The organism is Streptomyces sp. NPDC006529 (assembly GCF_040611795.1).
In the GTDB taxonomy this organism is placed as follows: Bacteria; Actinomycetota; Actinomycetes; order Streptomycetales; family Streptomycetaceae; genus Streptomyces.
Genome location: NZ_JBEXPB010000002.1, coordinates 241,343 through 266,864, shown reverse-complemented (window position 1 = coordinate 266,864; position 25,522 = coordinate 241,343). Strand labels below are relative to the sequence as shown.

General features: G+C 72.1%; 27 protein-coding genes. 12 read left to right on the top strand and 15 right to left on the bottom strand.

Annotated features, from left to right (window positions below):
• Positions 1-262: 262 nt before the first annotated feature.
• The 3 genes from ABZY31_RS03175 to ABZY31_RS03165 form a co-directional block, all read right to left on the bottom strand.
• Positions 263-1,087: an enoyl-CoA hydratase-related protein gene (locus ABZY31_RS03175; RefSeq protein WP_356404227.1), complete on the bottom strand. Its 825-nt coding sequence runs from the start codon at positions 1,085-1,087 to the stop codon at positions 263-265.
• Positions 1,088-1,116: 29 nt separating this feature from the next.
• Positions 1,117-2,304 carry an adenylate/guanylate cyclase domain-containing protein gene (locus ABZY31_RS03170; protein WP_356404225.1) on the bottom strand — a complete coding sequence of 396 codons (1,188 nt, stop codon included), beginning with the start codon at positions 2,302-2,304 and terminating at the stop codon, positions 1,117-1,119.
• A gap of 158 nt (positions 2,305-2,462) precedes the next feature.
• On the bottom strand, positions 2,463-3,329 hold the full coding sequence (locus tag ABZY31_RS03165) for a biotin--[acetyl-CoA-carboxylase] ligase (protein WP_356404223.1): 867 nt from the start codon (positions 3,327-3,329) through the stop codon (positions 2,463-2,465).
• Between the two features lie 141 nt (positions 3,330-3,470).
• Between ABZY31_RS03165 and ABZY31_RS03160 the strand changes: the two genes are divergently transcribed.
• From ABZY31_RS03160 to ABZY31_RS03145, 4 genes are all read left to right on the top strand, one after another.
• A complete protein-coding gene (locus tag ABZY31_RS03160; RefSeq protein WP_356404221.1) occupies positions 3,471-5,066 on the top strand; it encodes an acyl-CoA carboxylase subunit beta in 1,596 nt (531 codons plus the stop codon).
• A gap of 28 nt (positions 5,067-5,094) precedes the next feature.
• A complete protein-coding gene (locus ABZY31_RS03155) occupies positions 5,095-5,304 on the top strand; it encodes an acyl-CoA carboxylase epsilon subunit (protein ID WP_356404219.1) in 210 nt (69 codons plus the stop codon).
• An 81-nt stretch (positions 5,305-5,385) separates the two neighbouring features.
• Positions 5,386-5,523: a hypothetical protein gene (locus ABZY31_RS03150; protein ID WP_356404217.1), complete on the top strand. Its 138-nt coding sequence runs from the start codon at positions 5,386-5,388 to the stop codon at positions 5,521-5,523.
• A 33-nt stretch (positions 5,524-5,556) separates the two neighbouring features.
• Positions 5,557-6,180 (top strand): nucleoside triphosphate pyrophosphatase, encoded by a 624-nt coding sequence (locus tag ABZY31_RS03145; RefSeq protein ID WP_356404215.1) that lies wholly within the window; start codon positions 5,557-5,559, stop codon positions 6,178-6,180.
• Here ABZY31_RS03145 and ABZY31_RS03140 read toward each other — a convergent pair.
• Positions 6,161-6,610, bottom strand: coding sequence for a hypothetical protein (locus tag ABZY31_RS03140; protein WP_356404213.1), 450 nt, complete (start codon positions 6,608-6,610; stop codon positions 6,161-6,163). The two genes, ABZY31_RS03145 and ABZY31_RS03140, sit on opposite strands and share 20 nt — an antisense overlap.
• A 361-nt stretch (positions 6,611-6,971) precedes the next feature.
• On the opposite strand from ABZY31_RS03140, the gene ABZY31_RS03135 reads away from it, so the two are divergent.
• A complete protein-coding gene (locus tag ABZY31_RS03135; protein ID WP_356404211.1) occupies positions 6,972-8,735 on the top strand; it encodes a biotin carboxylase N-terminal domain-containing protein in 1,764 nt (587 codons plus the stop codon).
• A 108-nt stretch (positions 8,736-8,843) separates the two neighbouring features.
• Here the strand turns inward: ABZY31_RS03135 and ABZY31_RS03130 are convergent, their stop codons facing one another.
• Together ABZY31_RS03130 and ABZY31_RS03125 are read right to left on the bottom strand one after the other, a co-directional pair.
• A complete protein-coding gene (locus ABZY31_RS03130) occupies positions 8,844-9,791 on the bottom strand; it encodes a DeoR/GlpR family DNA-binding transcription regulator (RefSeq protein WP_356404209.1) in 948 nt (315 codons plus the stop codon).
• A 144-nt stretch (positions 9,792-9,935) separates the two neighbouring features.
• Positions 9,936-11,375, bottom strand: coding sequence for an NAD(P)H-quinone dehydrogenase (locus ABZY31_RS03125; protein ID WP_356404208.1), 1,440 nt, complete (start codon positions 11,373-11,375; stop codon positions 9,936-9,938).
• Between the two features lie 172 nt (positions 11,376-11,547).
• Between ABZY31_RS03125 and ABZY31_RS03120 the strand changes: the two genes are divergently transcribed.
• From ABZY31_RS03120 to ABZY31_RS03110, 3 genes are all read left to right on the top strand, one after another.
• On the top strand, positions 11,548-11,985 hold the full coding sequence (locus ABZY31_RS03120; protein ID WP_356404206.1) for a gamma-glutamylcyclotransferase: 438 nt from the start codon (positions 11,548-11,550) through the stop codon (positions 11,983-11,985).
• A gap of 123 nt (positions 11,986-12,108) precedes the next feature.
• Positions 12,109-12,915, top strand: a complete 807-nt coding sequence (locus ABZY31_RS03115) for a purine-nucleoside phosphorylase (protein WP_356404204.1) — start codon at positions 12,109-12,111, stop codon at positions 12,913-12,915.
• Positions 12,916-12,980: 65 nt separating this feature from the next.
• Entirely contained in the window at positions 12,981-14,636 is a 1,656-nt protein-coding gene (locus tag ABZY31_RS03110) for a phospho-sugar mutase (protein ID WP_356404421.1), read from the top strand.
• 74 nt (positions 14,637-14,710) lie between these two features.
• Here ABZY31_RS03110 and ABZY31_RS03105 read toward each other — a convergent pair whose 3' ends face one another.
• The 3 genes from ABZY31_RS03105 to ABZY31_RS03095 all read right to left on the bottom strand — a co-directional run bounded on the left by ABZY31_RS03105 (position 14,711) and on the right by ABZY31_RS03095 (position 16,517).
• Positions 14,711-15,898, bottom strand: a complete 1,188-nt coding sequence (locus ABZY31_RS03105; protein ID WP_356404202.1) for a methyltransferase domain-containing protein — start codon at positions 15,896-15,898, stop codon at positions 14,711-14,713.
• 9 nt (positions 15,899-15,907) lie between these two features.
• Entirely contained in the window at positions 15,908-16,081 is a 174-nt protein-coding gene (locus tag ABZY31_RS03100; RefSeq protein WP_356404200.1) for a hypothetical protein, read from the bottom strand.
• 205 nt (positions 16,082-16,286) lie between these two features.
• A complete protein-coding gene (locus ABZY31_RS03095; RefSeq protein WP_356404198.1) occupies positions 16,287-16,517 on the bottom strand; it encodes a hypothetical protein in 231 nt (76 codons plus the stop codon).
• Positions 16,518-16,731: 214 nt separating this feature from the next.
• Between ABZY31_RS03095 and ABZY31_RS03090 the strand changes: the two genes are divergently transcribed.
• Positions 16,732-17,493, top strand: a complete 762-nt coding sequence (locus ABZY31_RS03090) for an XRE family transcriptional regulator (RefSeq protein ID WP_356404197.1) — start codon at positions 16,732-16,734, stop codon at positions 17,491-17,493.
• Positions 17,480-17,947: an NUDIX domain-containing protein gene (locus ABZY31_RS03085; RefSeq protein ID WP_356404195.1), complete on the top strand. Its 468-nt coding sequence runs from the start codon at positions 17,480-17,482 to the stop codon at positions 17,945-17,947. The genes ABZY31_RS03090 and ABZY31_RS03085 overlap by 14 nt, the downstream gene beginning before the upstream one ends.
• A 65-nt stretch (positions 17,948-18,012) precedes the next feature.
• On the opposite strand, the gene ABZY31_RS03080 is transcribed toward ABZY31_RS03085, so the two are convergent.
• From ABZY31_RS03080 to afsQ1, 3 genes are read right to left on the bottom strand one after another with little or no spacing between them, the layout of a single operon-like run.
• Positions 18,013-18,675: a hypothetical protein gene (locus ABZY31_RS03080; protein WP_356404193.1), complete on the bottom strand. Its 663-nt coding sequence runs from the start codon at positions 18,673-18,675 to the stop codon at positions 18,013-18,015.
• The gene (locus ABZY31_RS03075) at positions 18,672-20,186 is read right to left on the bottom strand and encodes a HAMP domain-containing sensor histidine kinase (protein WP_356404191.1); all 1,515 of its coding nucleotides are present in this window, start codon (positions 20,184-20,186) and stop codon (positions 18,672-18,674) included. The genes ABZY31_RS03080 and ABZY31_RS03075 overlap by 4 nt, the downstream gene beginning before the upstream one ends.
• On the bottom strand, positions 20,183-20,860 hold the full coding sequence (afsQ1, locus tag ABZY31_RS03070; RefSeq protein ID WP_283460500.1) for a two-component system response regulator AfsQ1: 678 nt from the start codon (positions 20,858-20,860) through the stop codon (positions 20,183-20,185). The genes ABZY31_RS03075 and afsQ1 overlap by 4 nt, the downstream gene beginning before the upstream one ends.
• A gap of 203 nt (positions 20,861-21,063) precedes the next feature.
• Here afsQ1 and ABZY31_RS03065 point away from each other — a divergent pair, with 203 nt between their 5' ends.
• The gene (locus tag ABZY31_RS03065) at positions 21,064-21,771 is read left to right on the top strand and encodes a SigE family RNA polymerase sigma factor (protein ID WP_356404189.1); all 708 of its coding nucleotides are present in this window, start codon (positions 21,064-21,066) and stop codon (positions 21,769-21,771) included.
• A gap of 171 nt (positions 21,772-21,942) precedes the next feature.
• Here ABZY31_RS03065 and ABZY31_RS03060 read toward each other — a convergent pair whose 3' ends face one another.
• On the bottom strand, positions 21,943-22,650 hold the full coding sequence (locus ABZY31_RS03060) for a uridine kinase (protein ID WP_356404419.1): 708 nt from the start codon (positions 22,648-22,650) through the stop codon (positions 21,943-21,945).
• 65 nt (positions 22,651-22,715) lie between these two features.
• On the opposite strand from ABZY31_RS03060, the gene ABZY31_RS03055 reads away from it, so the two are divergent.
• Complete coding sequence (locus ABZY31_RS03055; RefSeq protein WP_356404187.1) at positions 22,716-23,066, top strand: hypothetical protein; 351 nt, start codon at positions 22,716-22,718, stop codon at positions 23,064-23,066.
• A gap of 94 nt (positions 23,067-23,160) precedes the next feature.
• Here ABZY31_RS03055 and ABZY31_RS03050 read toward each other — a convergent pair whose 3' ends face one another.
• Together ABZY31_RS03050 and ABZY31_RS03045 are read right to left on the bottom strand one after the other, a co-directional pair.
• A complete protein-coding gene (locus ABZY31_RS03050) occupies positions 23,161-24,087 on the bottom strand; it encodes an aldehyde dehydrogenase family protein (protein WP_356404185.1) in 927 nt (308 codons plus the stop codon).
• Positions 24,080-25,522 (bottom strand): aldehyde dehydrogenase family protein, encoded by a 1,443-nt coding sequence (locus ABZY31_RS03045; protein ID WP_356404183.1) that lies wholly within the window; start codon positions 25,520-25,522, stop codon positions 24,080-24,082. Before ABZY31_RS03045 ends, ABZY31_RS03050 begins: the two co-directional genes overlap by 8 nt.

Genomic DNA, 25,522 nt, shown 5'->3' with positions numbered 1-25,522 from the left:
GGGGTTCGGGGCGGAGCCCCATCCAGCCCCGCCATTCCAGCCCCGCCGGCGTTTGAGGCGCGGGGTTCGGGGCGGAGCCCTGAGAAGCGGACCCGCAGGCGGCCCCTGGGGCTCCGCCCCAGACCCCGCGCCTCAAACGCCGGCGAGGCTGAAATTCCTGGCCCGGAGGCCGACGGCAAGGCTGGCTTTCCCGGCCCGGAGGCCGACACCGGAAGCCGGCCGCCCGAGGCGCCGGGCCGGGGCGGGCTTGCGGGCCCCGGGGTCAGGCCCTGGCCGCCGGCCAGTTCGGGGGGCGCTTTTCGTTGAAGGCGGCCACACCCTCGGCACGGTCCGCGGAGAAGGCCACGCCCCACCAGGCGGCGTCCTCGACGTCCAGCCCGGCCGCCAGGTCGAGCCCGTGCCCCAGCCGCAGCGCCCGCTTGGCCGCCCGCAGCCCCACCGGCGAGTTCGCCGCCATCCGCCCGGCCAGCTCCAGGGCGGCCTCCCGGTCCGTCCCCGCGGGGACCACCGACTCCACCAGGCCCAGCGACAGCGCCTCCGCCGCCTCCACCCGCCGCGCCGTGAAGATCAGCTCGGCGGCCCGCGCCGCCCCGACGCGCCGCGGCAGCAGCTGCGTACCGCCGCCGCCGGGGATCACGCCGACCGACACCTCCGGCAGGCCCACCACCGCGGTGGTGTCGGCCACGATCACGTCGCAGGACAGGGCCAGCTCGAAGCCCCCGCCGAGCGCGAAGCCGTGCACCGCCGCGATCGTCGGCATCGGGAGGGCGAGCACGCCCCCGTAGGCGCCGCGCGAGGCGGGCCGCCGGGCGGCCAGTTCCGCGTCGGTCAGGGAGTTGCGCTCCTTGAGGTCGGCGCCCACGCAGAAGGCCCGCTCGTGCGTCGAGGTCAGGACGGTCACCCGCACCCCCGCGTCGGCGGCGAGCGCCGCACAGGCCTCGCCCAGCGAGCGCGCCAGCGCGTCGGAGACGGCGTTCATGGCCTTCGGGCGGTCCAGGACCAGCTCCGCCACCTCACCGCCGGCCCCGTGCCGCCGTACCGCGACGAACTCCCCGAACCGGACTTCCGCCCCGCCGCCAGTGCCCACAGCGCCCACACCCTCCTGGTTAACGAACGTTACCCGGGGATCTTAGGTGTCCGGCGCGTCAGCAACCAGGGCTCCACGACCCCCAGTCCGCGCACCGGCCGCTGCCACATCGGCTGGAGCGCGAAGCGGTACGTCTCCCCGTCCGCCCCCTCTCCCGCCTCCGCCCGCGCCTCGGCCGCCTCCTTCTCGGAGACCGGCGCGGCACCGGTGCGCCCCAGTTCCAGGGCCATCGCCCCGTCCACGAGCACCGCGTCCTTCGGCGCTATCGAGGTCAGCCGCGAGGCCAGGTTCACCGTGGTCCCGAAGACGTCGCCCATCCGGGTCGTCACCGTGCCGAAGGCGATGCCCACCCGCAGCTCGGGCATCTGCGGGTCCTCCTCCATCGTCTCGATCAGCCGCAGCGCGATCTCCGCCGCCGTCGCCGCGTCGTCGGCGGCGTACAGCACCTCGTCGCCGAGCGTCTTGATCAGCCGGCCGCCGTGCGCGGCCACCAGGTCCGCCGCCGTGGTCTCGAAGGCCTCGACCAGCTCGCCCAGCTCCTCCTCCTCCAAGCGCCGGGTCAGCCGGGTGAAGCCGACCAGGTCCGCGAAGCCCACCGCGAGCCGCCGGTCGACCATCTCCTCGTCGTCGGCGACCTGCACCACCCGCCCGGTGGCCGCCGCCAGCTGGCGCCGCCACACGTAGACGAGGAACTCCTCCAGCTCCGGCAGCAGCAGCTCCACCAGCGGGTACGTGACCTCGGTACGGGTCATCCCCGGCTCCGGCGGCTCCGTCAGCCCCTCCAGGAAGGAGTCGATCTGCCACTCCGCCAGCCGCGCCGTGGTCTGCCCGGTGGAACGGGCCACCTGGACCGCCATCGGCTCGCTCAGCAGTCCGGCCTCCACCAGGCCGGCGAGCCGGCGCAGGGCCAGTACGTCGGCCTCCGTGAGCGCCTTGGCCTGGCCGATGTCGGCGAAGCCCATGGCCCGCCAGAAGCGGGACGCCAGCTCCATGGAGACGCCGGCGCTGCGGGCCGCCTGGAAGGGCGTGTACCGGCGCTCGGCGCCCAGGATGAGCTGCTCCAGCCGGATCGCGAGCGGATCCGCGGTCGGCTGGGCCGTGTGGTCGACCTCGTGATGGGGAGTGTGCTGATCACGCCCGATCGGCGTGCCCGGACCGCTCACCGGCCCGGCACCCTGGGAGCCGGACGCGCTGGACGTAGGGTCGTCGACGGTCAAGGGCCGCCTCCTGTCCATTGCCGTGCGCACTGCCCTGCCGAACCGGGTGATCACCGGGAGCACCGGGATCGCCTAAACCATACGGCAGGTGTGCCGTAGCTCACTCCCCACTCCACCCGCCGGTCGCCGCCGACGGCAACCGGGGGCCGTGCGGAGCCCTAGTGCACCGACCGCAGGTGGACGACGTCGCCCGCGCCCACCGCTTCGTGGGCGTCCTGCGCCGTCCGGATGACCAGCCGGCCGTCCGCGTCGACCGCTTCGGCCGTTCCGGTCAGCTGCCGCCCGCCGGGCAGCTCCGCCCGTACGTGCTTGCCCAGCGTCGCGCAGCCCGCCGCGTACGTCTCCTGCAGGCCGCTGGCCGCCGGATCGCCGCCGGCCGCCCGCCAGCGCTCGTACCACTGCTCCAGGGAGCGCAGTACGGACTTCAGCAGCGGTTCGCGGTCGGTCACGGTGGCCCGGGCGAGCAGCAGCGAACCGGCGGTGGGTACGGGCAGCTCGTCCTCGGTGAGGGAGACGTTCAGCCCGATGCCCACGACCACCCCGTCGCCGGTGCGCTCGGCGAGGATGCCGCCGGCCTTGCGCTCGTCGCCGTCCACGGTGACCAGCAGGTCGTTGGGCCACTTGAGTGCGGTGTCCACCCCGGCCCCCCGGGACAGCCCGGTCGCGGTGGCCACCCCGGCGAGCAGGGTCAGCCACCCCCAGCGCTCCTGCGGGACCTGCGGGCCGGGCTTCAGCAGGACGGAGAAGAACAGCCCCGACCGGGCCGGAGCCGTCCAGCTGCGGTCCAGGCGCCCGCGCCCGGCGGTCTGCTCCTCGGCGACCAGCACGGTCCCCTCGGGCAGCCCCGCGGCCCGCGCGGCGAGGTCGGTGTTGGTGGAGCCGGTGGATCCGGTCACCTCGACGGAGGTCCACAGCCCGCCGGGGACCACGAGGGCCTTGCGCAGCGCGGCGGCGGACAGCGGCGGCCGGTCCAGGCTGGACCAGCGGCCGGCGAAGGCTCCGGATGAGGCATCTGATGGCGTCATGCAACCCACAGTAGGTGTGGCAAACGCCGCACTGCCGAGCGCCATGCCCGCCGATACGCTACGCACCAGTAGCCAACCAGTAGCCAGCAGCAGTCACCCCATTGACCACGGCAGTTGACCACCCAGGGAGCCGCGACCCCGATGTCTCAACCCTCAGAGCCCATCGACATCCACACCACCGCGGGCAAGCTCGCGGATCTGCAGCGCCGGATCGACGAAGCCACCCATGCCGGTTCCGCACGCGCCGTGGAGAAGCAGCACGCCAAGGGCAAGCTGACGGCTCGTGAGCGGGTGGCGCTGCTGCTGGACGAGGGTTCGTTCGTGGAGCTGGACGGTTTCGCCCGGCACCGTTCGACGAACTTCGGGCTGGAGCAGACCAAGCCCTACGGCGACGGCGTGGTGACCGGCTACGGCACGGTCGACGGACGCCCGGTCGCCGTGTTCTCGCAGGACTTCACCGTCTTCGGCGGCGCCCTGGGCGAGGTCTACGGGCAGAAGATCATGAAGGTCATGGACTTCGCCCTGAAGACCGGCTGTCCGCTGGTCGGCATCAACGACTCCGGCGGCGCCCGGATCCAGGAGGGCGTGAGCGCGCTCGGCATGTACGGCGAGATCTTCCGCCGCAACGTGCACGCCTCCGGTGTGATCCCGCAGATCAGCCTGGTCGTCGGGCCCTGCGCGGGCGGCGCCGTGTACTCCCCAGCGATCACCGACTTCACGGTGATGGTGGACCAGACCTCGCACATGTTCATCACCGGCCCGGACGTCATCAAGACGGTCACCGGCGAGGACGTCGGCTTCGAGGAGCTGGGCGGCGCCCGCACGCACAACAGCGTCTCGGGCGTGGCCCACCACATGGCCGGGGACGAGAAGGACGCGATCGAGTACGTGAAGTCGCTCCTCGCCTACCTGCCGTCGAACAACCTCTCCGAGCCGCCCGCCTTCCCCGAGGAGGCGGACACGGAGATCTCGGCCGAGGACCGCGAGCTGGACACGCTGATCCCGGACAGCGCCAACCAGCCCTACGACATGCACACCGTGATCGAGCACGTCCTGGACGAGGGCGAGTTCCTGGAGACCCAGGCGCTCTTCGCGCCGAACATCCTCACCGGCTTCGGCCGGGTCGAGGGCCACCCGGTGGGCATCGTGGCGAACCAGCCGATGCAGTTCGCGGGCTGCCTCGACATCGACGCGAGCGAGAAGGCGGCCCGGTTCGTGCGGACCTGCGACGCCTTCAACGTGCCGGTGCTGACCTTCGTCGACGTCCCGGGCTTCCTGCCGGGCACGGACCAGGAGTACAACGGCATCATCCGGCGCGGCGCGAAGCTGATCTACGCCTACGCCGAGGCCACCGTGCCGCTCATCACCGTGATCACCCGCAAGGCCTTCGGCGGCGCCTACGACGTCATGGGCTCCAAGCACCTCGGCGCGGACCTGAACCTGGCCTGGCCGACCGCGCAGATCGCCGTCATGGGCGCGCAGGGCGCGGTGAACATCCTGCACCGGCGGACCATCGCGGCCGCCCCGGACGACGCGGCGCGCGAGGCCAAGCGGGCCGAGCTGATCGCCGATTACGAGGACACCCTGCTCAACCCGTACACGGCCGCCGAGCGCGGTTACATCGACGCGGTGACCATGCCGTCCGAGACGCGGGCGCACATCGTGAAGGGGCTGCGGCAGCTGCGCACCAAGCGCGAGTCGCTGCCGCCGAAGAAGCACGGCAACATTCCCCTGTAGGACCCCGGACCGGACCCTGGAGGTCTCTGTGGTGATCAAGGTCGTCAAGGGCAATCCGACCGCCGAGGAGCTGGCCGCCGCTCTGGCGGTGGTCCAGGCGCGCGCGGCGGCGCTGGCAGCGGCGGCGCCGGCCGCGCCCCGGGTCGAGGACGAGTGGGCGGCGCCCTCGCGGGTGGCCCGGCGGCGGCTGCCGCAGCCGGGACCGCGGGCGTGGGGGCGTACGTACTGGCCGTCCTGACCCGCGGACCGAGTGAACGGACGGTGGCGCCTGAGTACCCGTACTCAGGCGCCACCGGCGTCCGCGGAGCACGATCGTGGAATGCTCTGGTCCGATCCGAAGAACGAACCGCCGCGGGACATGCGCGAGGCGCAGTCGATGCTCCGCCGGATGGGCGTGGTCCTGGCGCTGGCGATGGTGGTGGTCGTCTACGTCCTCGGCGTGCACGGTCTGCGCTAGAGCGTGCCGACGGGCGCCCCCGCGGCTCCTACGATGGCTCCCATGACCGCCACGCCCGCGCAGCCGCGCGCCCTCGTCCTCGCCTCCGCCTCGCCCGCCCGGCTGAACCTGCTGCGCCAGGCCGGCCTCGCCCCGCACGTGATCGTCAGCGGGGTCGACGAGGACGCCCTGGACGCCGACACACCGGCCGAGCTGGCCCTCGTCCTGGCCGAGGCCAAGGCCGCCGTGGTGGCGGCCCTGCCGGAGGCCGCGGGGGCCCTGGTGGTCGGCTGCGACTCCGTGCTGGAGCTGGACGGGGAGGCGCTGGGCAAGCCCGCCGACGCCGAGGAGGCCACGGCCCGCTGGAAGTCGATGCGCGGGCGGGTGGGCGTGCTGCGCACCGGGCACTGCGTGATCGACACCGCGAGCGGGGCCCGGGTGTCGGCCACGGCGTCCACGACGGTCCGCTTCGGCGAGCCGAGCGACGCGGAGGTCGCGGCGTACGTGGCGAGCGGCGAGCCGCTGCACGTGGCCGGGGCGTTCACGCTGGACGGGCGCTCGGCGCCCTTCATCGACGGCATCGACGGCGACCCGGGCAACGTGATCGGGCTGTCGCTTCCGCTGCTCCGCTCATTGCTGGGCGAACTCGGCGTGTCCATCACGGACTTGTGGACGTGACCTTCATCTCCCCGGCGCCCTCGCGGGGGCTCTCCCCGACGGCCCGGGCGTAGAGCGTCAGGACCAGCACGAGCAGGCAGAAGATCACCATCGTGGCGGCGAAGGCGCCCCAGCCGACCAGCGCGGCGGCCAGGGCGCCGAGCACGACGTGCGTGACGGCCGTGACGACGAACAGCACCCGCGCGAAGCGGCCCGGCGGCCGGTCACGGATCGCGGTAATGGCCAGGAGCACGGCCCCGGCCAGCAGGAACACCCCGATGCCCGCGCCCATGGCGTAGGTGGCCGCGGACATGACGTCCGGGTCCATGCCCGCTATCGACATGGCCTGGTTGTGCGTGGTCGCGCCCAGCACGATGTGCACGAGCACCAGCACCGCCGCTTCCACCACAAGCACGATCGCGGCCACCGAGGCCACGAGTCTGCGCAGCACGGCGCCCCCACCCGATCCGCATGCGTCCACAAAAGCGTTCGACTCCTGGAGGCTACTCACGGGTAAACCCGCGGACAAGGGGTGGGGGCGGCCGGGTTGCGGGCAAAGAAAGCCGTACCCGTTGGTAGGGAGTCCACAAAGAAACCCGGTGACCCGCTGACCCCGAACGCAGAGACCTTGGACACACGGCCCGGCTAGGGTGCAGTCGGGGATCCCGCTGACCTGGGGCGCCACAAGGGGTGTCGACGCTCTAGGAAGCCTCGATTAACGCTCCGTGTGGGCAAGCTCACCTCTGGGGACGGGTCGAAAGGCCGTGTCGGCTGTCCCTAAACTCAGCTTGTTTTTCAAGGAGGGAGTCATCGTGCGCAAGGTGCTCATCGCCAACCGTGGCGAAATCGCTGTCCGCGTTGCTCGGGCTTGCCGGGACGCCGGGATCGCCAGCGTATCCGTGTACGCGGATCCGGACCGGGACGCTCTGCACGTCCGCGCGGCCGACGAGGCTTTCGCGTTGGGCGGTGACACCCCGGCCGCCAGCTACCTGGACATCGCGAAGGTCCTCCAGGCGGCAGCCGATTCGGGCGCGGACGCCATCCATCCCGGATACGGCTTCCTGTCGGAGAACGCCGACTTCGCGCAGGCCGTCATCGACGCGGGCCTGACCTGGATCGGCCCGCCCCCGCAGGCCATCCGCGACCTGGGCGACAAGGTCGCCGCCCGGCACATCGCGCTGCGCGCCGGGGCCCCGCTCGTCGCGGGCACCCCCGACCCGGTCTCCGGCAGCGACGAGGTCGTCGCCTTCGCCGCCGAACACGGGCTGCCCATCGCGATCAAGGCCGCCTTCGGCGGCGGCGGCCGCGGCCTGAAGGTCGCCCGCACCCTGGAGGAGATCCCCGAGCTCTACGACTCGGCGGTCCGCGAGGCCGTCGCGGCCTTCGGACGCGGCGAGTGCTTCGTCGAGCAGTACCTCGACAAGCCGCGCCACGTGGAGACCCAGTGCCTGGCCGACACCCACGGCAACGTGGTCGTCGTCTCCACCCGTGACTGCTCGCTCCAGCGCCGCCACCAGAAGCTGGTCGAGGAGGCGCCCGCCCCGTTCCTGAGCGAGGCGCAGAACGCGCAGCTGTACGCGGCGTCGAAGGCAATCCTGAAGGAAGCCGGCTACGTCGGCGCCGGCACGGTGGAGTTCCTCGTCTCCGCCGACGGCCTGATCTCCTTCCTGGAGGTCAACACCCGCCTGCAGGTCGAGCACCCCGTCACAGAGGAAGTCTCCGGGATCGACCTGGTCCGCGAGATGTTCCGGATCGCCGACGGCGAGGAACTCGGCTACGGCGACCCGGTCCTGCGCGGGCACTCCATCGAGTTCCGCATCAACGGCGAGGACCCGGGCCGCGGTTTCCTGCCCGCCCCCGGCACCGTCACCAAGTTCGCCCCGCCCTCGGGCCCGGGCGTGCGCCTGGACGCGGGCGTGGAGTCCGGCAGCGTCATCGGCCCGGCCTGGGACTCGCTCCTGGCCAAGCTGATCGTCACCGGCGCCACCCGTGAGCAGGCCCTGCAGCGCGCGGCCCGCGCGCTCGCGGAGTTCGAGATCGAGGGCATGGCCACCGCCGTTCCCTTCCACCGCGCGGTCGTCGCCGACCCCGCGTTCGCACCCGCCGGCGGCGCTCCGTTCACGGTCCACACCCGATGGATCGAGACCGAGTTCGTCAACGAGATCCCCGCGTTCGTGGTCCCCGCGGCCGACGAGGAGCAGGACGAGCCGGGCCGCGAGACCGTCGTGGTCGAGGTCGGCGGCAAGCGCCTGGAGGTCTCGCTGCCCTCCAGCCTGGGCATGACCCTGGCCCGCACCGCGGCCGCCGGCGGCGCCAAGCCCAAGCGGCGCGCCGCGAAGAAGTCCGGCCCGGCCGCCTCCGGCGACACCCTCGCGTCGCCGATGCAGGGCACCATCGTCAAGGTCGCGGTCGAAGAGGGCCAGCAGGTCAACGAGGGCGACCTGGTCGTCGTACTCGAAGCCATGAAGATGGAACAGCCCCTCAACGCCCACCGCTCCGGCACCGTCGTCGGCCTCGCCGCCGCCGTCGGCGGCTCGGTCACTTCCGGCGCCACCATCTGCGAGATCAAGGACTGAGGTCCGGGGCCGCGCGGTCCCCGACCGCGCGATCGCGCCGCACGGCACCGCACGCCGACGGGGCCGGATCACTCCGGCCCCGTCGGCGTTCCCACGCGTTCACGCGCCCTAGCGGCGGCGCATGTCCGCGACCCTGGCGCGCTCCCCCGCCTGCTGCTCCAGCATCCCCGCGGGGGCGCTGCGCAGTTGGGCGGTGGGGCCGCCACGGCGTTGTACGGGCAGCGGGGAGTCGCGGCGCGGCCGCCGGCCCTGCATGCCGTCGGCGGCCGGGGCGCCGGCCCCCGCGACCGTGATCTGCACGCCCTGGTCGGCCAGCGCCTGGAGTTCGGTGCCGGCCCGCTCGTCGTGCGGCTGCGGTTCGTCCGTCACCAGCCGGGTGATGACGTCCGTGGGCACCGTCTGGAACATGGTGTCCGTACCGAGCTTGGTGTGGTCGGCCAGGACCACGACCTCGGCGGCCGCCTGGACGAGCGCCCGGTCCACGCTCGCGGAGAGCATGTTGGACGTGGACAGCCCGCGTTCGGCGGTCAGGCCGCTGCCGGACAGGAAGGCCCGGGAGACGCGCAGCCCTTGCAGGGACTGCTCGGCCCCGCTGCCCACCAGCGCGTAGTTGGAGCCGCGCAGGGTGCCGCCGGTCATCACGACCTCGACCCGGTTGGCGTGCGCCAGTGCCTGGGCGACGAGCAGTGAATTGGTGACGACGGTCAGACCGGGCACCCGGGCGAGCCGGCGGGCCAGCTCCTGGGTCGTGGTGCCCGCGCCGACGACGATGGCCTCGCCTTCTTCGACGAGGCTCGCGGCGACATCGGCAATGGCGGTCTTCTCCGCCGTCGCGAGATGGGACTTTTGCGGAAAGCCGGACTCCCGCGTGAAGCCGCCCGGCAAAACCGCACCGCCGTGCCGGCGGTCGAGGAGTCCTTCTGCCTCCAGTGCCCGCACGTCCCGCCGTACGGTCACTTCGGAGGTCTGGACGACGCGGGCGAGCTCACGGAGCGAAACCGCTCCGTTGGCGCGCACCATTTCGAGGATCAATTGACGACGTTCTGCAGCGAACACGAAACTGACAGTAACGCAACCAGTCCGTTCCTTTCAGTCCTCGGCACCGAAATGCAGAAGACGAGAACAGATCGGGCACCGGTGTGATATGCGCGCTTCCGGCGCGACCGGTCGGAACCGGAAGCGCCGGAAGGGGGACCGGCGTTACGCCTCTCCGGCGGCCTTGCGGGTGTGCAGCTGGCGGGCCACTTCGGCGATCGATCCGGACAGCGAGGGGTACACGGTGAACGCGTTTGCGATCTGCTCGACGGTCAGATTGTTGTCGACGGCGATCGAGATGGGGTGGATCAGCTCGCTCGCGCGCGGGGCCACGACCACGCCGCCCACCACGATCCCGGTGCCGGGGCGGCAGAACAGCTTCACGAAGCCGTCGCGGATGCCCTGCATCTTGGCTCGCGGGTTGCGCAGCAGCGGCAGCTTCACGCAGCGGGCGTCGATCTTGCCGGAGTCCACGTCGGCCTGCGTATAGCCGACGGTGGCGATCTCGGGGTCGGTGAAGACGTTCGAGGAGACCGTCTTGAGGTTCAGCGGGGTCACCGCGTCGCCCAGGAAGTGGTACATCGCGATCCGGCCCTGCATGGCCGCGACGGACGCCAGCGCGAAGATCCCGGTGACGTCGCCGGCGGCGTACACGCCCGGGGAGGAGGTCCGCGAGACCTTGTCGGTCCAGATGTGCCCGGAGTCGGTGAGCCGGACCCCGGACTCCTCCAGGTTCATGTTCCGGGTGTTGGGGATCGCGCCGACCGCCATCAGGCAGTGCGAGCCGGTGATGACGCGGCCGTCGGAGAGGGTGACCTCGACGCGGTCGCCGACGCGCTTGGCGGACTCGGCGCGGGAGCGGCCGACGACGTTCATGCCGCGGCGGCGGAACACGTCCTCCAGGACGGCCGCGGCGTCCGGGTCCTCGCCCGGCAGCACGCGGTCGCGGGAGGAGACGAGGGTGACCCGGGAGCCGAGCGCCTGGTAGGCGCCGGCGAACTCGGCGCCGGTGACGCCCGAGCCGACCACGATCAGTTCCTCGGGCAGCTCCTCCAGGTCGTAGACCTGGGTCCAGTTCAGGATCCGCTCGCCGTCGGGCATCGCGTCCGGGATCTCGCGCGGGTGCCCGCCGGTGGCGATCAGGACGGCGTCGGCGGTCAGGATCGTCTCCGTGCCGTCCGCGGCCGTCACGATGACGTCCCGGGTGCCGTCGATGCCCTGCGGGCCGCCGAGCTTGCCGCGGCCGCGCAGCACGCGGGCGCCGGCCCGGGTCACGGAGGCGGTGATGTCGTGGGACTGGGCCAGCGCGAGGCGCTTGACCCGTCGGTTCACCTTGCCGAGGTCCACGCCGACCACCCGGGCCGCCTGCTCCAGCGGTGGGGTGTCGTCGGCGACGACGATGCCCAGCTCCTCGTAGGACGAGTCGAAGGTCGTCATCACCTCGGCGGTGGCGATCAGGGTCTTGGAGGGCACGCAGTCGGTCAGGACCGACGCCCCGCCCAGACCGTCGCAGTCCACGACGGTCACCTCCGCGCCGAGCTGGGCGCCTACCAGGGCCGCCTCATAGCCGCCGGGGCCGCCGCCGATGATCACGATCCGGGTCACGAAAAGTCCGCCTCACGTCTACCCGGCCGGCTGCCCCCCGGCCGGGGGTTCCGGGGGTCCTCCCCGGGGGATGCATTCCGTGCCCCATTGTCCCGCACGCTTCCCGGTGCTTCGCGCCCGGTCCGCCATCCGGGCACGCGCCCGGGCCCGTCCCTCCCGTACCCTCGACCTCATGTCGCTCTACGCCGCATACGCCGGCAACCTCGACCCGCGGCTGATGACGCGCCGCGCTCCGCATTCCCCGCTGCGCGGAACGGGGTGGCTGAACGACTGGCGGCTGACCTTCGGCGGGGAACAGATGGGCTGGGAAGGCGCGCTCGCCACGATCGTGGAAGCACCCCGCCACCAGGTATTCGTCGCCCTGTACGACATCGCGCCGCCGGACGAGGAGTCCATGGACCGGTGGGAGGGCGTCGGTCTCGACATCTACCGCCGGATGCGCGTGCGGGTGCACACCCTGGACGGCGAGGAGGCCGCCTGGGTGTACGTCCTGAACGGCTACGAGGGCGGGCTGCCCTCCGCGCGGTACCTCGGAGAACTGGCGGACGCCGCCGAATCCGCGGGCGCGCCGCACGACTACGTGATGGAACTGCGCAAGCGGCCCTGCTGACCCCTCCCGCCGGGGCCGGGCGGCCCCGGCGGGACATTTGGTCGGAAACGACAAGGCAACGATCCGAACACCGTGAGCTGTGCCATCTACGCGCGTAGGGGCGGAGCGGTTACGCTCGTCCGCGTGAACGCATCTGTTACCGATCCCCACGCCGCCGCCGACGCCGCGGCCGCGCGTCTGCGTGAGCTCACCGGCGCCGAATCCCACGACGTCGCCCTCGTGATGGGCTCCGGCTGGGCGCCCGCCGCCGAGGCGCTCGGCGCTCCCGAGGCCGAGTTCCCGGTCACCGAACTCCCGGGCTTCCCCCCGCCCGCCGTCGAAGGACACGGCGGCAAGATCCGCTCGTACAAGATCGGCGACAAGCGCGCGCTGCTCTTCCTCGGCCGGACCCACTACTACGAGGGCCGCGGCGTCGCCGCCGTCGCGCACGGCGTCCGTACCGCCGTCGCCGCCGGCTGCAAGACCATCGTCCTCACCAACGGCTGCGGCGGCCTGCGCGCGGGCATGCGCCCCGGCCAGCCGGTCCTGATCAGCGACCACCTGAACCTGACGGCCACCTCGCCCATCATCGGCGCGAACTTCGTGGACCTGACGGACCTGTACTCGCCGCGCCTGCGCGCGATGTGCAAGGAGATCGACCCGTCGCTGGAAGAGGGCGTCTACGTCCAGTTCCCCGGCCCGCACTACGAGACCCCGGCCGAGATCAACATGATCCGCGTCATGGGCGCGGACCTGGTCGGCATGTCCACCGTGCTGGAGGCCATCGCGGCCCGCGAGGCCGGCGCCGAGGTCCTCGGGATCTCCCTGGTCACCAACCTGGCGGCGGGCCTGTCGGGCGAGCCGCTCAACCACGAAGAGGTCCTCCAGGCCGGCCGCGACTCGGCCGCCCGCATGGGCCAGCTGCTCACCCGGGTCCTCGCCAGGATCTGAGCCCATCCGAACCGGCGGTACGTGAGGTCACGAGAGGTAAGGCGGAAGCAGTGCAGGCGCAAGCAGTGCAGGAACAGGACGACCTGATCGCCCGGGCGCAGGCCTGGCTGGCGGAGGACCCCGACCCGGAGACCGCCGGGGAGCTGGCCCGGCTCATCGAGAAGCGGGACCTGGACGAGCTGGCGGACCGGTTCTCCGGCCTCCTCCAGTTCGGCACCGCCGGGCTCCGCGGCGAGCTGGGCGCGGGCCCGATGCGGATGAACCGCAACGTGGTCATCCGCGCCGCGGCGGGCCTCGCGGCCCACCTGAAGGCCCAGGGGCACGCGGGCGGCCTGGTGGTCGTCGGCTACGACGCGCGCTACAAGTCGGCGGACTTCGCCCGGGACACCGCGGCCGTGATGACCGGCGCCGGTCTGCGCGCGGCCGTCCTGCCCCGCCCGCTGCCGACGCCCGTCCTCGCCTTCGCCATACGGCACCTGGGCGCCGTCGCCGGCGTCGAGGTGACCGCGAGCCACAACCCTCCCCGGGACAACGGCTACAAGGTCTACCTCGGCGACGGCTCCCAGATCGTGTCCCCGGCGGACGCGGAGATCGCGGCGCGGATCGGCGCGATCGGCGCGCTGGCCGACGTACCGCGCCCGGAGAGCGGCTGGGAGGAGCTCGGTGACGAGGTCCTGGAGGCCTACCTGGCGCGTACGGACGCGGTCCTGACCCCCGGGTCCCCGCGGACCGTGCGGACCGTCTACACGGCCATGCACGGCGTCGGCAAGGACGTCGTGACGGCGGCCTTCGCCCGGCACGGCTTCCCGGCGCCGGTGCTCGTCGCCGAGCAGGCCGAGCCGGACCCGGCCTTCCCGACGGTGGCCTTCCCCAACCCGGAGGAGCCGGGGGCGATGGACCTGTCCTTCGCGACGGCCGCCCGGGTGAACCCGGACATCGTGATCGCGAACGACCCGGACGCGGACCGCTGCGCCGTCGCCGTCCCGGACGCCGCCTCGGCGTCGGGCTGGCGGATGCTGCGCGGCGACGAGGTCGGCGCGCTGCTGGCGGCGCACCTGGTGGCCAAGGGCGCGCGGGGCGTCTTCGCGGAGTCGATCGTCTCCTCCAGCCTGCTGGGCCGGATCGCGGAAGCGGCCGGCGTCGGCTACGAGGAGACCCTTACCGGCTTCAAGTGGATCTCCCGCGTCGAGGGCCTGCGCTACGGCTACGAGGAGGCGCTCGGCTACTGCGTGGACCCCGAGGGCGTCCGCGACAAGGACGGCGTGAGCGCCGCCCTGCTGGTCGCCGAGCTGGCGTCCGTCCTCAAGGAGGAGGGCCGCACCCTCACGGACCTGCTGGACGACCTGGCGCTGGCCCACGGCCTGCACGCCACCGACCAGCTGTCGGTCCGCGTCGAGGACCTCTCCGTCATCGCCTCGGCGATGGCGGCGCTGCGCGCCCGCCCGCCGGTCTCGCTGGCGGGCCTGCCGGTCGTCTCGGCGGAGGACCTGAACGAGGGCACGGCGTCGCTGCCGCCCACGGACGGCCTGCGCTACTACCTGGACGGCGCCTACAAGGCCCGGGTCATCGTCCGCCCCTCCGGCACGGAGCCCAAGCTCAAGTGCTACCTGGAGGTAGTCGTCCCGGTGGCGGACCCCGCCGACCTCACCCCGGCCCGCACCCGCGGCCAGGAGGTCCTGGACGCGATCAAGAAGGACCTGGCGCAGGCGGCGGGCATTTAGCCCTTCGAAGCAGACACCCGACGGCCTCCTCGGCTCCCCGAGGGGGCCGTCGGCGTACGGGGGCCGTACGGGCGTCAGGCCGGGCCAGGAACCGGGTTGTCCGGACTGTCGAGCCACGGCACGTGACGGCCCTCGGGAGTGACCGTCAGCCCGAACCGCTCCGGTCCGGGTCGGCCCGCACCGCTCCACCAGCCGTAGGCGGCCTCCACCGACTCCCACAAGCGCCGGGGGCCGTGTTCCCACACGGTGAAGCGGTCCGAGTTCTCCGGGTTCTTCCCGTCCCAGTCCACCGCCGCCCAGGACGTCGCATCAGTCGTGGCCAGCCACAGGCGGGAGGCCACGCCCTCGACGTCGGGGTTGTCGTGCCAGGTCCGCCAGACGTCGCCGAGCTGGAGACCGACCGCGAACTGCGCCGCCCAGTCGTCCCCGGACACCGCCCACGGGGACAGTCGCGTGGACGACTCCGCCGGGACGTGCTCGTCGCGCAGCACGTCCTTGTAGATCCTCAGGTCCGTGCGCTGACCGCGCATCAGCATGAAGGCCGAGTGCGGAGAGAACGAGCCCGAGGCGCCGCCGTAGCCGTCCACGGTCAACCGCACGAGCCCGTAGCAGAACCACGGTGATTCCCACGGCGCCAGGATCACGCCGCCCGGCCTGGTCTGTTCTCTCCAGGCCGACGGGATCGATCGTACCGAGCACGTGGCGATCACCCGGTCGTACCGGCCGCCTTCCTCGTACCCGAAGGCACCGTCACCACATATCACCCGCGGTTCCAGGCCCAGGTTCCCGAGGCGCACGGCAGCCTGAGCGGCCAGCTCCGGATCCACCTCGATCGTGGTGACGCGCTCCGGCGCGAGGCGGTGCGCGAGCAGGCGCGCGTTCCACCCCGTCCCGGTGCCGATCTCCAGGACGCTCTGCCCTGGGGTCACGTCCAGCATGTCGAGCATGCGGAAGACGATGGAGGGGGCCGAGGCGGAACAGGAAGCGAAGCGGTCCTCCGGTTCCGCGGGCTGCCCGTCGTTGACCTGCGTGACCACGGGCCTGTCCGCGTACGCATGGCGCAGCCAGACTTCCGGCGCCGTCCCCCGTGAGCACTCCGCCAAGTCGCCGACGAGCCAGACCGTCTCGGGCAGGAAGGCATGCCGGGGCACGGCCCAGAACGCGGCTTCCCACGCGGGGGCCAGCGGGGCCCCGAGACTCTCGTTCACCGAGCCGAGCAGGCCGCGCATGGCGGCCCGCTCGGTCGCTCCGATCAATGGCATACCCGCGGCCTACTTTCCCTTGTGCTTCGGTTCCTGCTTCGGCTGCGCGGTGTCCGACGACGGCTTGGCCGTGCCGGGGTCCTTCTTCCCCGCGTGCTTGCCGTCGCCACCGCCGCCGCCCTTTCCTGTTCCCCAACCCATCGCAGTCTCCTCCGACTTGTTCTGATCCTTCAGGACGTTCACGAGGCGGGCCGCAGCGACCTGGCCGACACCGAGCGCCGCCCCACACACCGCGGGCACTCGCACGGCGGGTACCGGCCCGGGTCCGACAGGACCACCACCGAGTCCCCCTCGCGCACCTCGGACGTACGCTCCCAGGTCCGACCGGAATCCCTGGACACCCGCACGGTCAGCAACACGCGCGGCTCACGGTCGCCCGAGCCCCGGATCACGGCCGCGTTCCCGACGCAGCGGCCGCCGGACGGTGGAGACGCAGGCGATCGGCGCGCGTCTGGACGACGTACAGGCTGCCGGGGTCGGTGGTGATCCAATGCGGCGCCAGGAGCCCGTCAGGGGGACGTAGAACCCACACCGCTCCCCCGGCCACGTCGGTGACGACGGCCGGCTGACCGTCTTCGTCCTCGACGAGATCGCCGATCCACGCACGCGGGCCACTCATGCGTCGGCCCGCGACTGTCTGAGTTCGCACAACAGCTCTCCCTGTCCACGGATGTGATGTCGAGTCCCGGTCCTACGACACCGATGGGCGAAATGAGCCGGGCATGCACCGATGCTCCATCGCACGTCAGAGCGTTGCTACCGCGTTTGCAGGACGTTTGGGACGTCTCGCCCTTACCGTTCGTTCCGTCCGCAACGGCCCACGGAGGCGAACTGTGAATCACGCACTGCGCCGTGCGATGGCAAATGCCAAGATGACCGAGAAGCAGCTCGCAGACGCTTGCGGCGTCGACGCGAAGACGATTGGCCGTTGGATCACCGAGTCGAGCCGCATCCCTCATGCCCGCCACCGATGGGCAGCCTGTGAAGCCTTAGGCGAGGAGGAAACTGCCTTGTGGCCCAACGCCATCCGATCGGCACTCACCACCGGCCCGGACAGAGAGATCGTCCAGGTCTACCCATATCGCTCATCCGCACCGGCGAGTCTCTGGCGATCCCTGGTGACAAAGGCCCGACGAGATCTCGTCTTCGCCGGATACACCAACTACTTCCTGTGGCTGGAACAAGCCAACCTCGCGGGCGCCTTGCGCCGAAAGGCCCAGGACGGATGCAGGGTTAGGTTCCTGATCGGTGACCCGGACAGCCCCGTCACCGCGGCACGGGAAGCCGAGGAAGGCGTACCGCTCACGTTGTCCACCCGTATCGCCGTGACGCTGAACGAGCTGGAGCAGCTGCGCGATGTCAGCAACATCGAGGGCCGGTTCGAGACCGGCCACGTCAACCTGTCCGTCTTCCGGTTCGACAGCGAGATGATCGTCACGCCGATCCTGGCGCGCAGAGTCGGTCACGATTCGCCGATGATGCACCTACGACGTCGGCAGGCGGACGGGATGTTCGACCGGTTCGCCGCTCACGTCGAAGAGCTGTGGAGCAGAGGGCGTGACATCAGGGAGGGAACGCGAGATGGGCAGGCGTGACTACGAGGACGATCCCGACGCGCCCCGCGCGAACAGTCTGGTGCCCGCCGCGTCGGCGGTCGTGGTCGACGGCCAGGGGCGGGTGCTCTTGCAGCGCCGTACGGACAACGGCATGTGGGCCCTGCCCGGCGGCACCATGGAGCTCGGGGAGTCCCTCGCGGACTGCGCGGTCCGGGAGACGCTCGAAGAGACGGGCATGACGGTCGAGATCACCGGCATCGTCGGGACGTACACCGACCCCGGCCACGTCTTCGCGTACGACGACGGCGAGGTCCGGCAGGAGTTCTCGATCTGCCTGCTCGCCCGCCCCACCGGGGGCACGCTCCGGACGTCCGACGAGTCGTTCGAGGTGGCGTGGTTCGCGCCGGACGCCACCGACGCCCTCCCCATGGTGCCCAGCATCCGCAAACGCATCACCGACTGGAGGGCCGGTCGGGGGCCCGTCGTCCGCTGAGGACGGGCGCCTCGGCTCCGCGCGGCCGGGGCGGCGCCCCCGCGCCGAGGCGCGCGAGCGGGGCGTCAGGAAGAGGCGGTCGGGGTGGGGGAAGGGGACTGGCGGACCACGTCGCCCAGGGTCGGGACGGATTCCGGGCGGGCGCGGACGGCGTCCGTGCACTCCCACGCGCGCGGCGGGTCCGCGTCCGGGCCGCCCAGGACCACCGGGCCCGAGGACAGGCCCACCGCTTCGGTGCCCACCAGGGTGCACACGATCTGCGACAGGGCGATCGGCGGCAGGTCCTCCGGCTTGCGGCTCAGGCGCAGCGCACCCTTGGGGTCGCCCGGGCGCGGCGCGGCCGCCGAGAGGCCCTGGGGCACTCCGGTGCTGAACCCGGCGTCGGCCTCCTGCGCGGACGGCGCCCGTTCCAGCGTCTCCAGCAGGGCCTGCGCGACCAGGGCCGCCGGGTCGCGCGCCGTGCGCTTCTCCGGCAGCGGCACCAGCCGGTCCACGCCCACCAGCTGCGATCCGCACACCAGCTGCACGCTGGCCCGGAAGGACTGGCCCTCGGTGACCGACCCGGCGGCCGGCGTGTCGCAGGACACCCGCGAGGGCGCCGCCCCGACGTCGACCGGGACCGTCGTGGCCCGGATCCCGCAGCCGGCCGTGCCGGCCAGCAGCCCCGCGACGGCCGCGCCGAGGAGCAGACCGTCCCGCAGCCGCGTCATCCGCTTCGTGCGCCTCATCCGCCCACACCTCCTCCCAGGTCCACCGGCAGCCGCAGCGTGAACACCGCGCCGCCGCCCTCGCCGTTGGCGGCGGTGATCTCACCGCCCTGGATGTGGGCGTTCTCCACCGCGATGGACAGGCCCAGTCCGCTGCCGTCCGAACGCGGCCGCGAGGCGCTCGCCTTGTAGAACCGGTCGAAGACGTGCGGCAGCACTTCCTCGGGGATCCCCGGCCCGTTGTCCTTGACCTCGATGACCAGCCACGACACGCCCTCCTCGCGGTCTTCGGACGGGTCGCTGACGCGCACCGAGACCCGGACCGGCGAGCCGCCGTGCTTGAGGGCATTGCCGATCAGGTTCGCGAGGATCACGTCGAGGCGGCGCGGATCGAGGCGCGCCACGATGCCGCGGTCCGCGTCCAGTTCCACCGCGTCCAGCCAGGCGCGCGCGTCGATGCAGGCCGTGACCTGGTCGGCGACGTCGACGTCGTCCAGCACCAGCCGGGCCGTTCCGGCGTCGAAGCGGGTGACCTCCATCAGGTTCTCGACCAGGTCGTTGAGCCGCCGCGTCTCGCTCACGACCAGCGCGACCGCCGGTGCGATCATCGGATCGAGGGTGTCGGCCTCCTCTTCGAGCACCTCGGCCACGGCCGTCAGCGCCGTCAGGGGCGTGCGCAGTTCGTGGGACATGTCGGCGACGAACCGCCGGCTCGACTCCTCCCGCGCGCTCATGTCGGCGACCTTCTTCTCCAGCGCCTCGGCGGTCTTGTTGAACGTGTGCGACAGATCGGCCAGTTCGTCGGTACCCGACACCTCCAGCCGGGTGTCCAGCTCCCCCTCGCCGAGCTTGCGCGCCGCGTCCCCGAGCCGCTGCACGGGCTTGAGCACGGTGCGCGCCGCCGCCTGCGCGAGCAGCGCCGAGCCCAGCAGGGCGAGCCCGGTCGCGATGCACAGCGACCAGGCCAGCGCGTTCAGGTCGTCCCGCTCCTGGGCGAGCGACTTGTACATGTACCCCGTCGGCCCGCCGCCCACGATCCGCGTCCCGCCGACCAGGTAGGGGTTGCCGCGCGGCTTCGTGCGCTGCCAGTACATGTGGTACTCGGCGTTGTTGGCCGAGGTGGTCTTCTGCCGGTCGCCGACCGCCTGCTGGAGGGACTTCGGTACGTCGTCCAGCCCGAAGGAGTCGGGGCCCGCGGTGCCGAACACCTTGCGCCCGTCCTTGCCCTCGCGCACCAGCAGCACGCTGTAGCCGGGGCTGCTGCCCGCCATCAGCTCGGCGGTGCGCTGGAGTTCCTCCTGCGAGGGGTCGGCCGGCAGCGCCGCCGCCCGGTTCTGCATCTCCTGCCGGAAGTCGCCCAGCGCCGCGTCCTGGGTGCGGGTGAGGACCGCCTCGCGGTTGAGCCAGTACGCGATGCCCGACGCCGAGACCGCGGCCGTCAGCGCGACGAGCGCGAAGACCAGGAGCAGCCGCAGCCGCAGGCTCGTCCAACGGCGGCCCGAGAGCAGCGGGCCCAGTGCCGTACGGATCACTGCGGAGAGTCCAGGCGGTAGCCGACGCCGCGCACGGTACGGATGAGCGTCGGCGAGGAGGGGATCTCCTCCACCTTGGCGCGCAGCCGCTGGACGCACGCGTCGACCAGGCGGGAGTCGCCGAGGTAGTCGTGCTCCCAGACCAGCCGCAGCAACTGCTGGCGCGAGAGGGCCTGGCCCGGTCGCCGGCTCAGCTCCAGGAGCAGCCGCAGCTCGGTCGGCGTGAGCTGGAGGTCCTCGCCGTTCTTGGTCACCGTCATCGCGGCGCGGTCGATGACCAGCGACCCGAAGACCGCCGAATCGGTCGCCTCGCGCTCGCCGCGGCGCAGCACGGCCCGGATCCGGGCGTCGAGCACCCGGCCCTGGACGGGTTTGACGACGTAGTCGTCGGCCCCCGACTCCAGGCCGACGACGACATCGATGTCGTCGTTGCGCGCGGTCAGCAGAATGATCGGCAGCTGGTCGGTGCGCCGGATCCGGCGGCACACCTCGAAACCGTCGATCCCGGGCAGCATCACGTCCAGCACGATCAGGTCCGGCCGCTGCTCGCGCAGCAGTTTCAGGCCGTCCTCACCCGTCGCCGCGGTGGCCACACGGTGGCCCTGGCGTGACAGGGAGAGTTCGAGGGCCGTGCGGATGGCGTCGTCGTCCTCGATCAGCAACAGGAAAGGCACGGGCTCATTCTGTCCCATCGGCCGTCGGGCGTACGACCGTCGTGCGGCGAACTCCCGCCGCGGCCCGTCCACAGGCGCCTGTGACAGGCCTGTGACAGTCGAAGGACACCCCGGTTATCTGCCCGGGGCAGTCTTCTACCAACGCACGGAAGAAGAACCTTCGGAGAACCGAAGCAGACACACTCCACGACGGGGGGCGCGAGATGAACACGCTGTACGGCACCACGACCAGCGCGGTTGTCACGCGGCTGCACGATGTGAACCGACGGGCGGGTGTCCGTCAGGTCAGCGTCGCCCGGCAGCGGCCGGCACACACGGCAGCCATCGACGCACAGCAGTACGCCGCCCCCGCCGCGGCTCCCGCGACCGCCACCGCACCGTCCGCGTCGGCGGAAGCCGAGTTCACGGCGTACGTCCAGCAGCGCCGGGCCTCGCTCTACGCGACGGCCTTCCACCTCACCGGTGACCGCCACGAGGCGGAGGACCTGCTCCAGAGCGCGCTGTTCTCCACCTACCGTGCCTGGGACCGGATCAGCGACAAGGCGGCCGTCGGCGGCTACCTGCGCCGCACCATGACGAACCTGCACATCAGCGCCTGGCGCCGGCGGAAGCTGAACGAGTACCCGACCGAGGAGCTGCCGGAGACGGCCTCCGACACGGACGCGATGCGCGGCACCGAGCTGCGCGCGGTCCTGTGGCAGGCCCTGACCCGCCTTCCGGAGCCGCAGCGCACGATGCTGGTGCTGCGCTACTACGAGGGCCGCACGGACCCGGAGATCGCCGAGATCCTGGACATCAGCGTTGGCACGGTCAAGTCGAGCATCTGGCGCTCCCTGCGCCGCCTGCGCGAGGACCAGGCCCTGAGCTTCGGCGCGGACGAGGCGGAGTCCTTCAAGGAGCTGGTGGCGTAACGCCACGGAGACCACACGGCCGGGGGGACCGTCCTACGGGGGTGGGACGGCGGCCACGGAGGGGGAACGAGCGGGATCAGGCGGCCGGGGGTCCGCTTGATCCCGCTCGTTTTTGCGTGCGTGCGTTTTGCGTGCGTGCGGGGCGTGCCCCGAGGGTGCGGCGCGGCCGGATCAGGCCGGGGCGCCGCTGCGCGTCGTACGGTGGCGCCCGGCCGCGGCGGCCGCCAGCCGGCCCAGGGCCTCGTCCCGGGCACAGGCGTGCGCGCCCAGCGCGGTGTGCCGCGCCACGATCCCGCGCTCGGCCCGCATCAGCCGCCAGCCCCTGCGCAGCAGGAACGGCACCGACTTGCGGCCCTCGCGCAGATCGCGCGCGAGGCGGCGCCGGAAGGTGGTCGCCGGGCGCCCGCGCAGGCAGATCGCGTCGGCCAGCAGCCCCAGCTCCTGGCACCGCGCCACGATGTCCGCCGCGAAGATGCCCTCCGCGATGAACAGCGGGGTGCGCGCGATGTCCAGGGTCTCGGACCCGCTCCGCGAGCTGGTGGCGATGTCGTAGACCGGCACGTCGGTCCGGCCGCCCGCGCACAGGGCGGCGACGGCCTCGACGGCCGCGTCCGCGTCCCAGGACAGCGGGGAGTCCCAGTCGATGTCGGAGCTGCCCTCCACCAGCGGCAGGCTCGGGTCGTCGCCCTCTTTGTAGAAGTCGTCGAGGCGCAGCACGGGCAGCCCGGAGCGCGCGGCCAGCGAAGATTTTCCGGAGCCCGACGGACCGGTCAGCAGGACGACTCGGGTCGGGGAGGGAGAGGAACAGCTCACGGGACACCAGTGTGAACCATTAACCCGCGCAGGGGGTCCTCCCGGTGGCCGGTTGGTATCCAGGATCACACCTCAACTACGCTGCGTGCGCACACGACTACGACCGCAGACGCAACCACAGGTGGAACTCCATGGCACGTCACGCAGCCCCCTCGTCGGTCCTGCGCACCGCAGGCCTCACCCTGACCATGGCCGGTGCGGCCCTCACCCTGGCCACGGGCGGGGCCCAGGCGGGCGAGCTGGACGTACCGGCCGCGCTGGCCGGGGTCACCAACCCGATCGCGAACCTCCAGGTCAACCCACTGGCCAACACCGGCGTGGACCCGCTGAACAACGGTGTCGGCACGAAGGTCGCCGATTTCCCGGCGGTCGGCACGACCATGGTCACCGACAGCGTGACCAAGGGCGCCAAGGTCGGCGAACTCCCCGCCGCGGCGGCCTCCTCGCTGCTCGGGCCGCTGCTCCCGGGCGCGGTGAAGTAGGGGCGCGGAAGCGGGCGGGCCGCCGGGAGCGGGTACGGGAAGGCCCCGACAGCACGGGGGTCGCTGTCGGGGCCGGTCAGGGGGGCGGGTCCGGCTAGTACGCCGAACCGGAGGCGCCCAGGGAGCCCGTGGGGTGCCAGACCGTCTTGGTCTCCAGGAACGCCGTCATCCGCTTCGTTCCCGGGTCGGCGGTCCAGTCGTCGGCGGACGACCGGCGCAGCACGCGCTTGAGGTTGTCCGCCGCCGCGATCTCCAGCTCCGTGGCGAGCGCCTCGTCGGCGCCGGCCAGGTCGATCGCGTTGACGTCCTGGTGCGCGGCCAGGTGCGGGCCCATCTCGGCGGCCTTGCCGGACAGGATGTTGACCACGCCGCCCGGCAGGTCGGAGGTGGCGAGCACCTCCCCGAGCGAGAGGGCCGGGAGCGGGGACGTCTCGCTCGCGATGACGACGGCCGTGTTGCCCGTGGCGATCACCGGGGCGATCACCGAGACCAGGCCCAGGAAGGACGAGTCCTGCGGGGCCACGACCGTGACCACACCGGTCGGCTCGGGCGTCGAGAGGTTGAAGAACGGCCCCGCGACCGGGTTGGCACCGCCCACGAGCTGCGCGATCTTGTCGGTCCAGCCCGCGTACCAGACCCAGCGGTCGATGGCCGCGTCCACGACGGCGGCCGCCTTGGACTTGGACAGCCCCTCGGCCTCGCCGACCTCGCGGACGAACTGGTCCCTGCGGCCCTCCAGCATCTCGGCGACGCGGTAGAGGATCTGGCCGCGGTTGTACGCGGTCGCGCCCGACCAGCCGCCGAAGGCCTTGCGGGCGGCGACGACCGCGTCGCGGGCGTCCTTGCGGGAGGACAGCGGTGCGTTGGCCAGCCACGTGCCCTTGCTGTCGGTCACCTCGTACACCCGGCCGCTCTCGGAGCGGGGGAACTTCCCCCCGACGTACAGCTTGTAGGTCTTGAAGACGCTCAGACGCCCGGCGGCGGAGCCGCCCTTGTCGGTACTGCGCTGCTGGTCAGACATCGAGGTAGCCCTCCAGGCCGTGGCGGCCGCCTTCGCGCCCGAAGCCCGACTCCTTGTAGCCGCCGAAGGGCGAGGTCGGGTCGAACTTGTTGAACGTGTTGGCCCAGACGACGCCCGCGCGGAGCTTGTTGGCGACCGCGAGGATGCGGGAGCCCTTCTCCGTCCAGATGCCGGCGGAGAGGCCGTACTGGCTGTTGTTCGCCTTGGCGACGGCCTCGTCCGGGGTACGGAACGACAGCACGGACAGCACCGGTCCGAAGATCTCGTCGCGGGCCACGGTGTGCGCCTGGGTGACGTTGGTGAAGAGCGTCGGGGCGAACCAGTAACCGGCGGACGGCAGCTCGCACGCCGGGGACCAGCGCTCGGCGCCCTCGGCCTCGCCGGTCTCGGCGAGCGCGGTGATCCGGGCCAGCTGGGCCGCGGAGTTGATCGCGCCGATGTCGGTGTTCTTGTCCAGCGGGTCGCCGAGGCGCAGCGTGGACAGGCGGCGCTTGAGCGAGTCGAGCAGCTCGTCGTGGATCGACTCCTGGACCAACAGGCGCGAGCCCGCGCAGCAGACCTGGCCCTGGTTGAAGAAGATGCCGGTGACGATGCCCTCGACGGCCTGGTCGATGGGGGCGTCGTCGAAGACGATGTTGGCGCCCTTGCCGCCCAGCTCCAGGGTGACCTTCTTGTCCGTACCGGCGACCGAGCGCGCGATGGCCTTGCCGACGGCGGTGGAGCCGGTGAAGGCGACCTTGTTCACGTCCGGGTGCTCGACGAGGGCCGCGCCCGCGTCGCCGTAGCCGGTGAGGATGTTGACGACGCCCTTGGGCAGGCCCGCCTGGCGGCAGATGTCCGCGAAGAACAGCGCCGAGAGGGGGGTGGTCTCGGCCGGCTTCAGCACCACCGTGTTGCCGGTGGCGAGCGCCGGGGCGATCTTCCACGCCAGCATCAGGAGGGGGAAGTTCCAGGGGATGACCTGGCCGGCCACGCCGAGGGGGCGCGGATTGGCGCCGTAGCCCGCGTGGTCGAGCTTGTCGGCCCAGCCCGCGTAGTAGAAGAAGTGCGCCGCGACCAGCGGGAGGTCCGCGTCGCGGGTCTCCTTGATCGGCTTGCCGTTGTCCAGGGTCTCCAGGACGGCCAGCTCGCGGCTGCGCTCCTGGATGATCCGGGCGATCCGGAAGAGGTACTTGGCGCGCTCGGAACCGGGCAGCGCGGACCACTTCTCGAAGGCCTTGCGGGCGGCCTTCACGGCGCGGTCGACGTCGGCGGCGCCCGCCTGGGCGACCTCGGCGAGGACTTCCTCGGAGGACGGCGAGACGGTCTTGAAGACCTTGCCGTCGGCGGCCTCGGTGAACTCTCCGTCGATGAAGAGCCCGTAGGACGGGGCGATGTCGACGACCGAGCGGGACTCGGGGGCCGGGGCGTACTCGAAAAGGGAAGGCTTGTTCAT

What these genes read in the sequence shown, in the direction of transcription:
- ABZY31_RS03065 (WP_356404189.1), top strand. Translation starts at nt 21,064, where the DNA reads ATGAACACGCTGTACGGCACCACGACCAGCGCGGTTGTCACGCGGCTG.
- ABZY31_RS03080 (WP_356404193.1), bottom strand. Translation starts at nt 18,675, where the DNA reads ATGAGGCGCACGAAGCGGATGACGCGGCTGCGGGACGGTCTGCTCCTC.
- ABZY31_RS03145 (WP_356404215.1), top strand. Translation starts at nt 5,557, where the DNA reads ATGGCTCCCATGACCGCCACGCCCGCGCAGCCGCGCGCCCTCGTCCTC.
- ABZY31_RS03045 (WP_356404183.1), bottom strand. Translation starts at nt 25,522, where the DNA reads ATGAACAAGCCTTCCCTTTTCGAGTACGCCCCGGCCCCCGAGTCCCGC.
- ABZY31_RS03160 (WP_356404221.1), top strand. Translation starts at nt 3,471, where the DNA reads ATGTCTCAACCCTCAGAGCCCATCGACATCCACACCACCGCGGGCAAG.
- ABZY31_RS03150 (WP_356404217.1), top strand. Translation starts at nt 5,386, where the DNA reads ATGCTCTGGTCCGATCCGAAGAACGAACCGCCGCGGGACATGCGCGAG.
- ABZY31_RS03105 (WP_356404202.1), bottom strand. Translation starts at nt 15,898, where the DNA reads ATGCCATTGATCGGAGCGACCGAGCGGGCCGCCATGCGCGGCCTGCTC.
- ABZY31_RS03050 (WP_356404185.1), bottom strand. Translation starts at nt 24,087, where the DNA reads ATGTCTGACCAGCAGCGCAGTACCGACAAGGGCGGCTCCGCCGCCGGG.
- ABZY31_RS03085 (WP_356404195.1), top strand. Translation starts at nt 17,480, where the DNA reads ATGGGCAGGCGTGACTACGAGGACGATCCCGACGCGCCCCGCGCGAAC.
- ABZY31_RS03055 (WP_356404187.1), top strand. Translation starts at nt 22,716, where the DNA reads ATGGCACGTCACGCAGCCCCCTCGTCGGTCCTGCGCACCGCAGGCCTC.
- ABZY31_RS03165 (WP_356404223.1), bottom strand. Translation starts at nt 3,329, where the DNA reads ATGACGCCATCAGATGCCTCATCCGGAGCCTTCGCCGGCCGCTGGTCC.
- ABZY31_RS03120 (WP_356404206.1), top strand. Translation starts at nt 11,548, where the DNA reads ATGTCGCTCTACGCCGCATACGCCGGCAACCTCGACCCGCGGCTGATG.
- ABZY31_RS03095 (WP_356404198.1), bottom strand. Translation starts at nt 16,517, where the DNA reads ATGAGTGGCCCGCGTGCGTGGATCGGCGATCTCGTCGAGGACGAAGAC.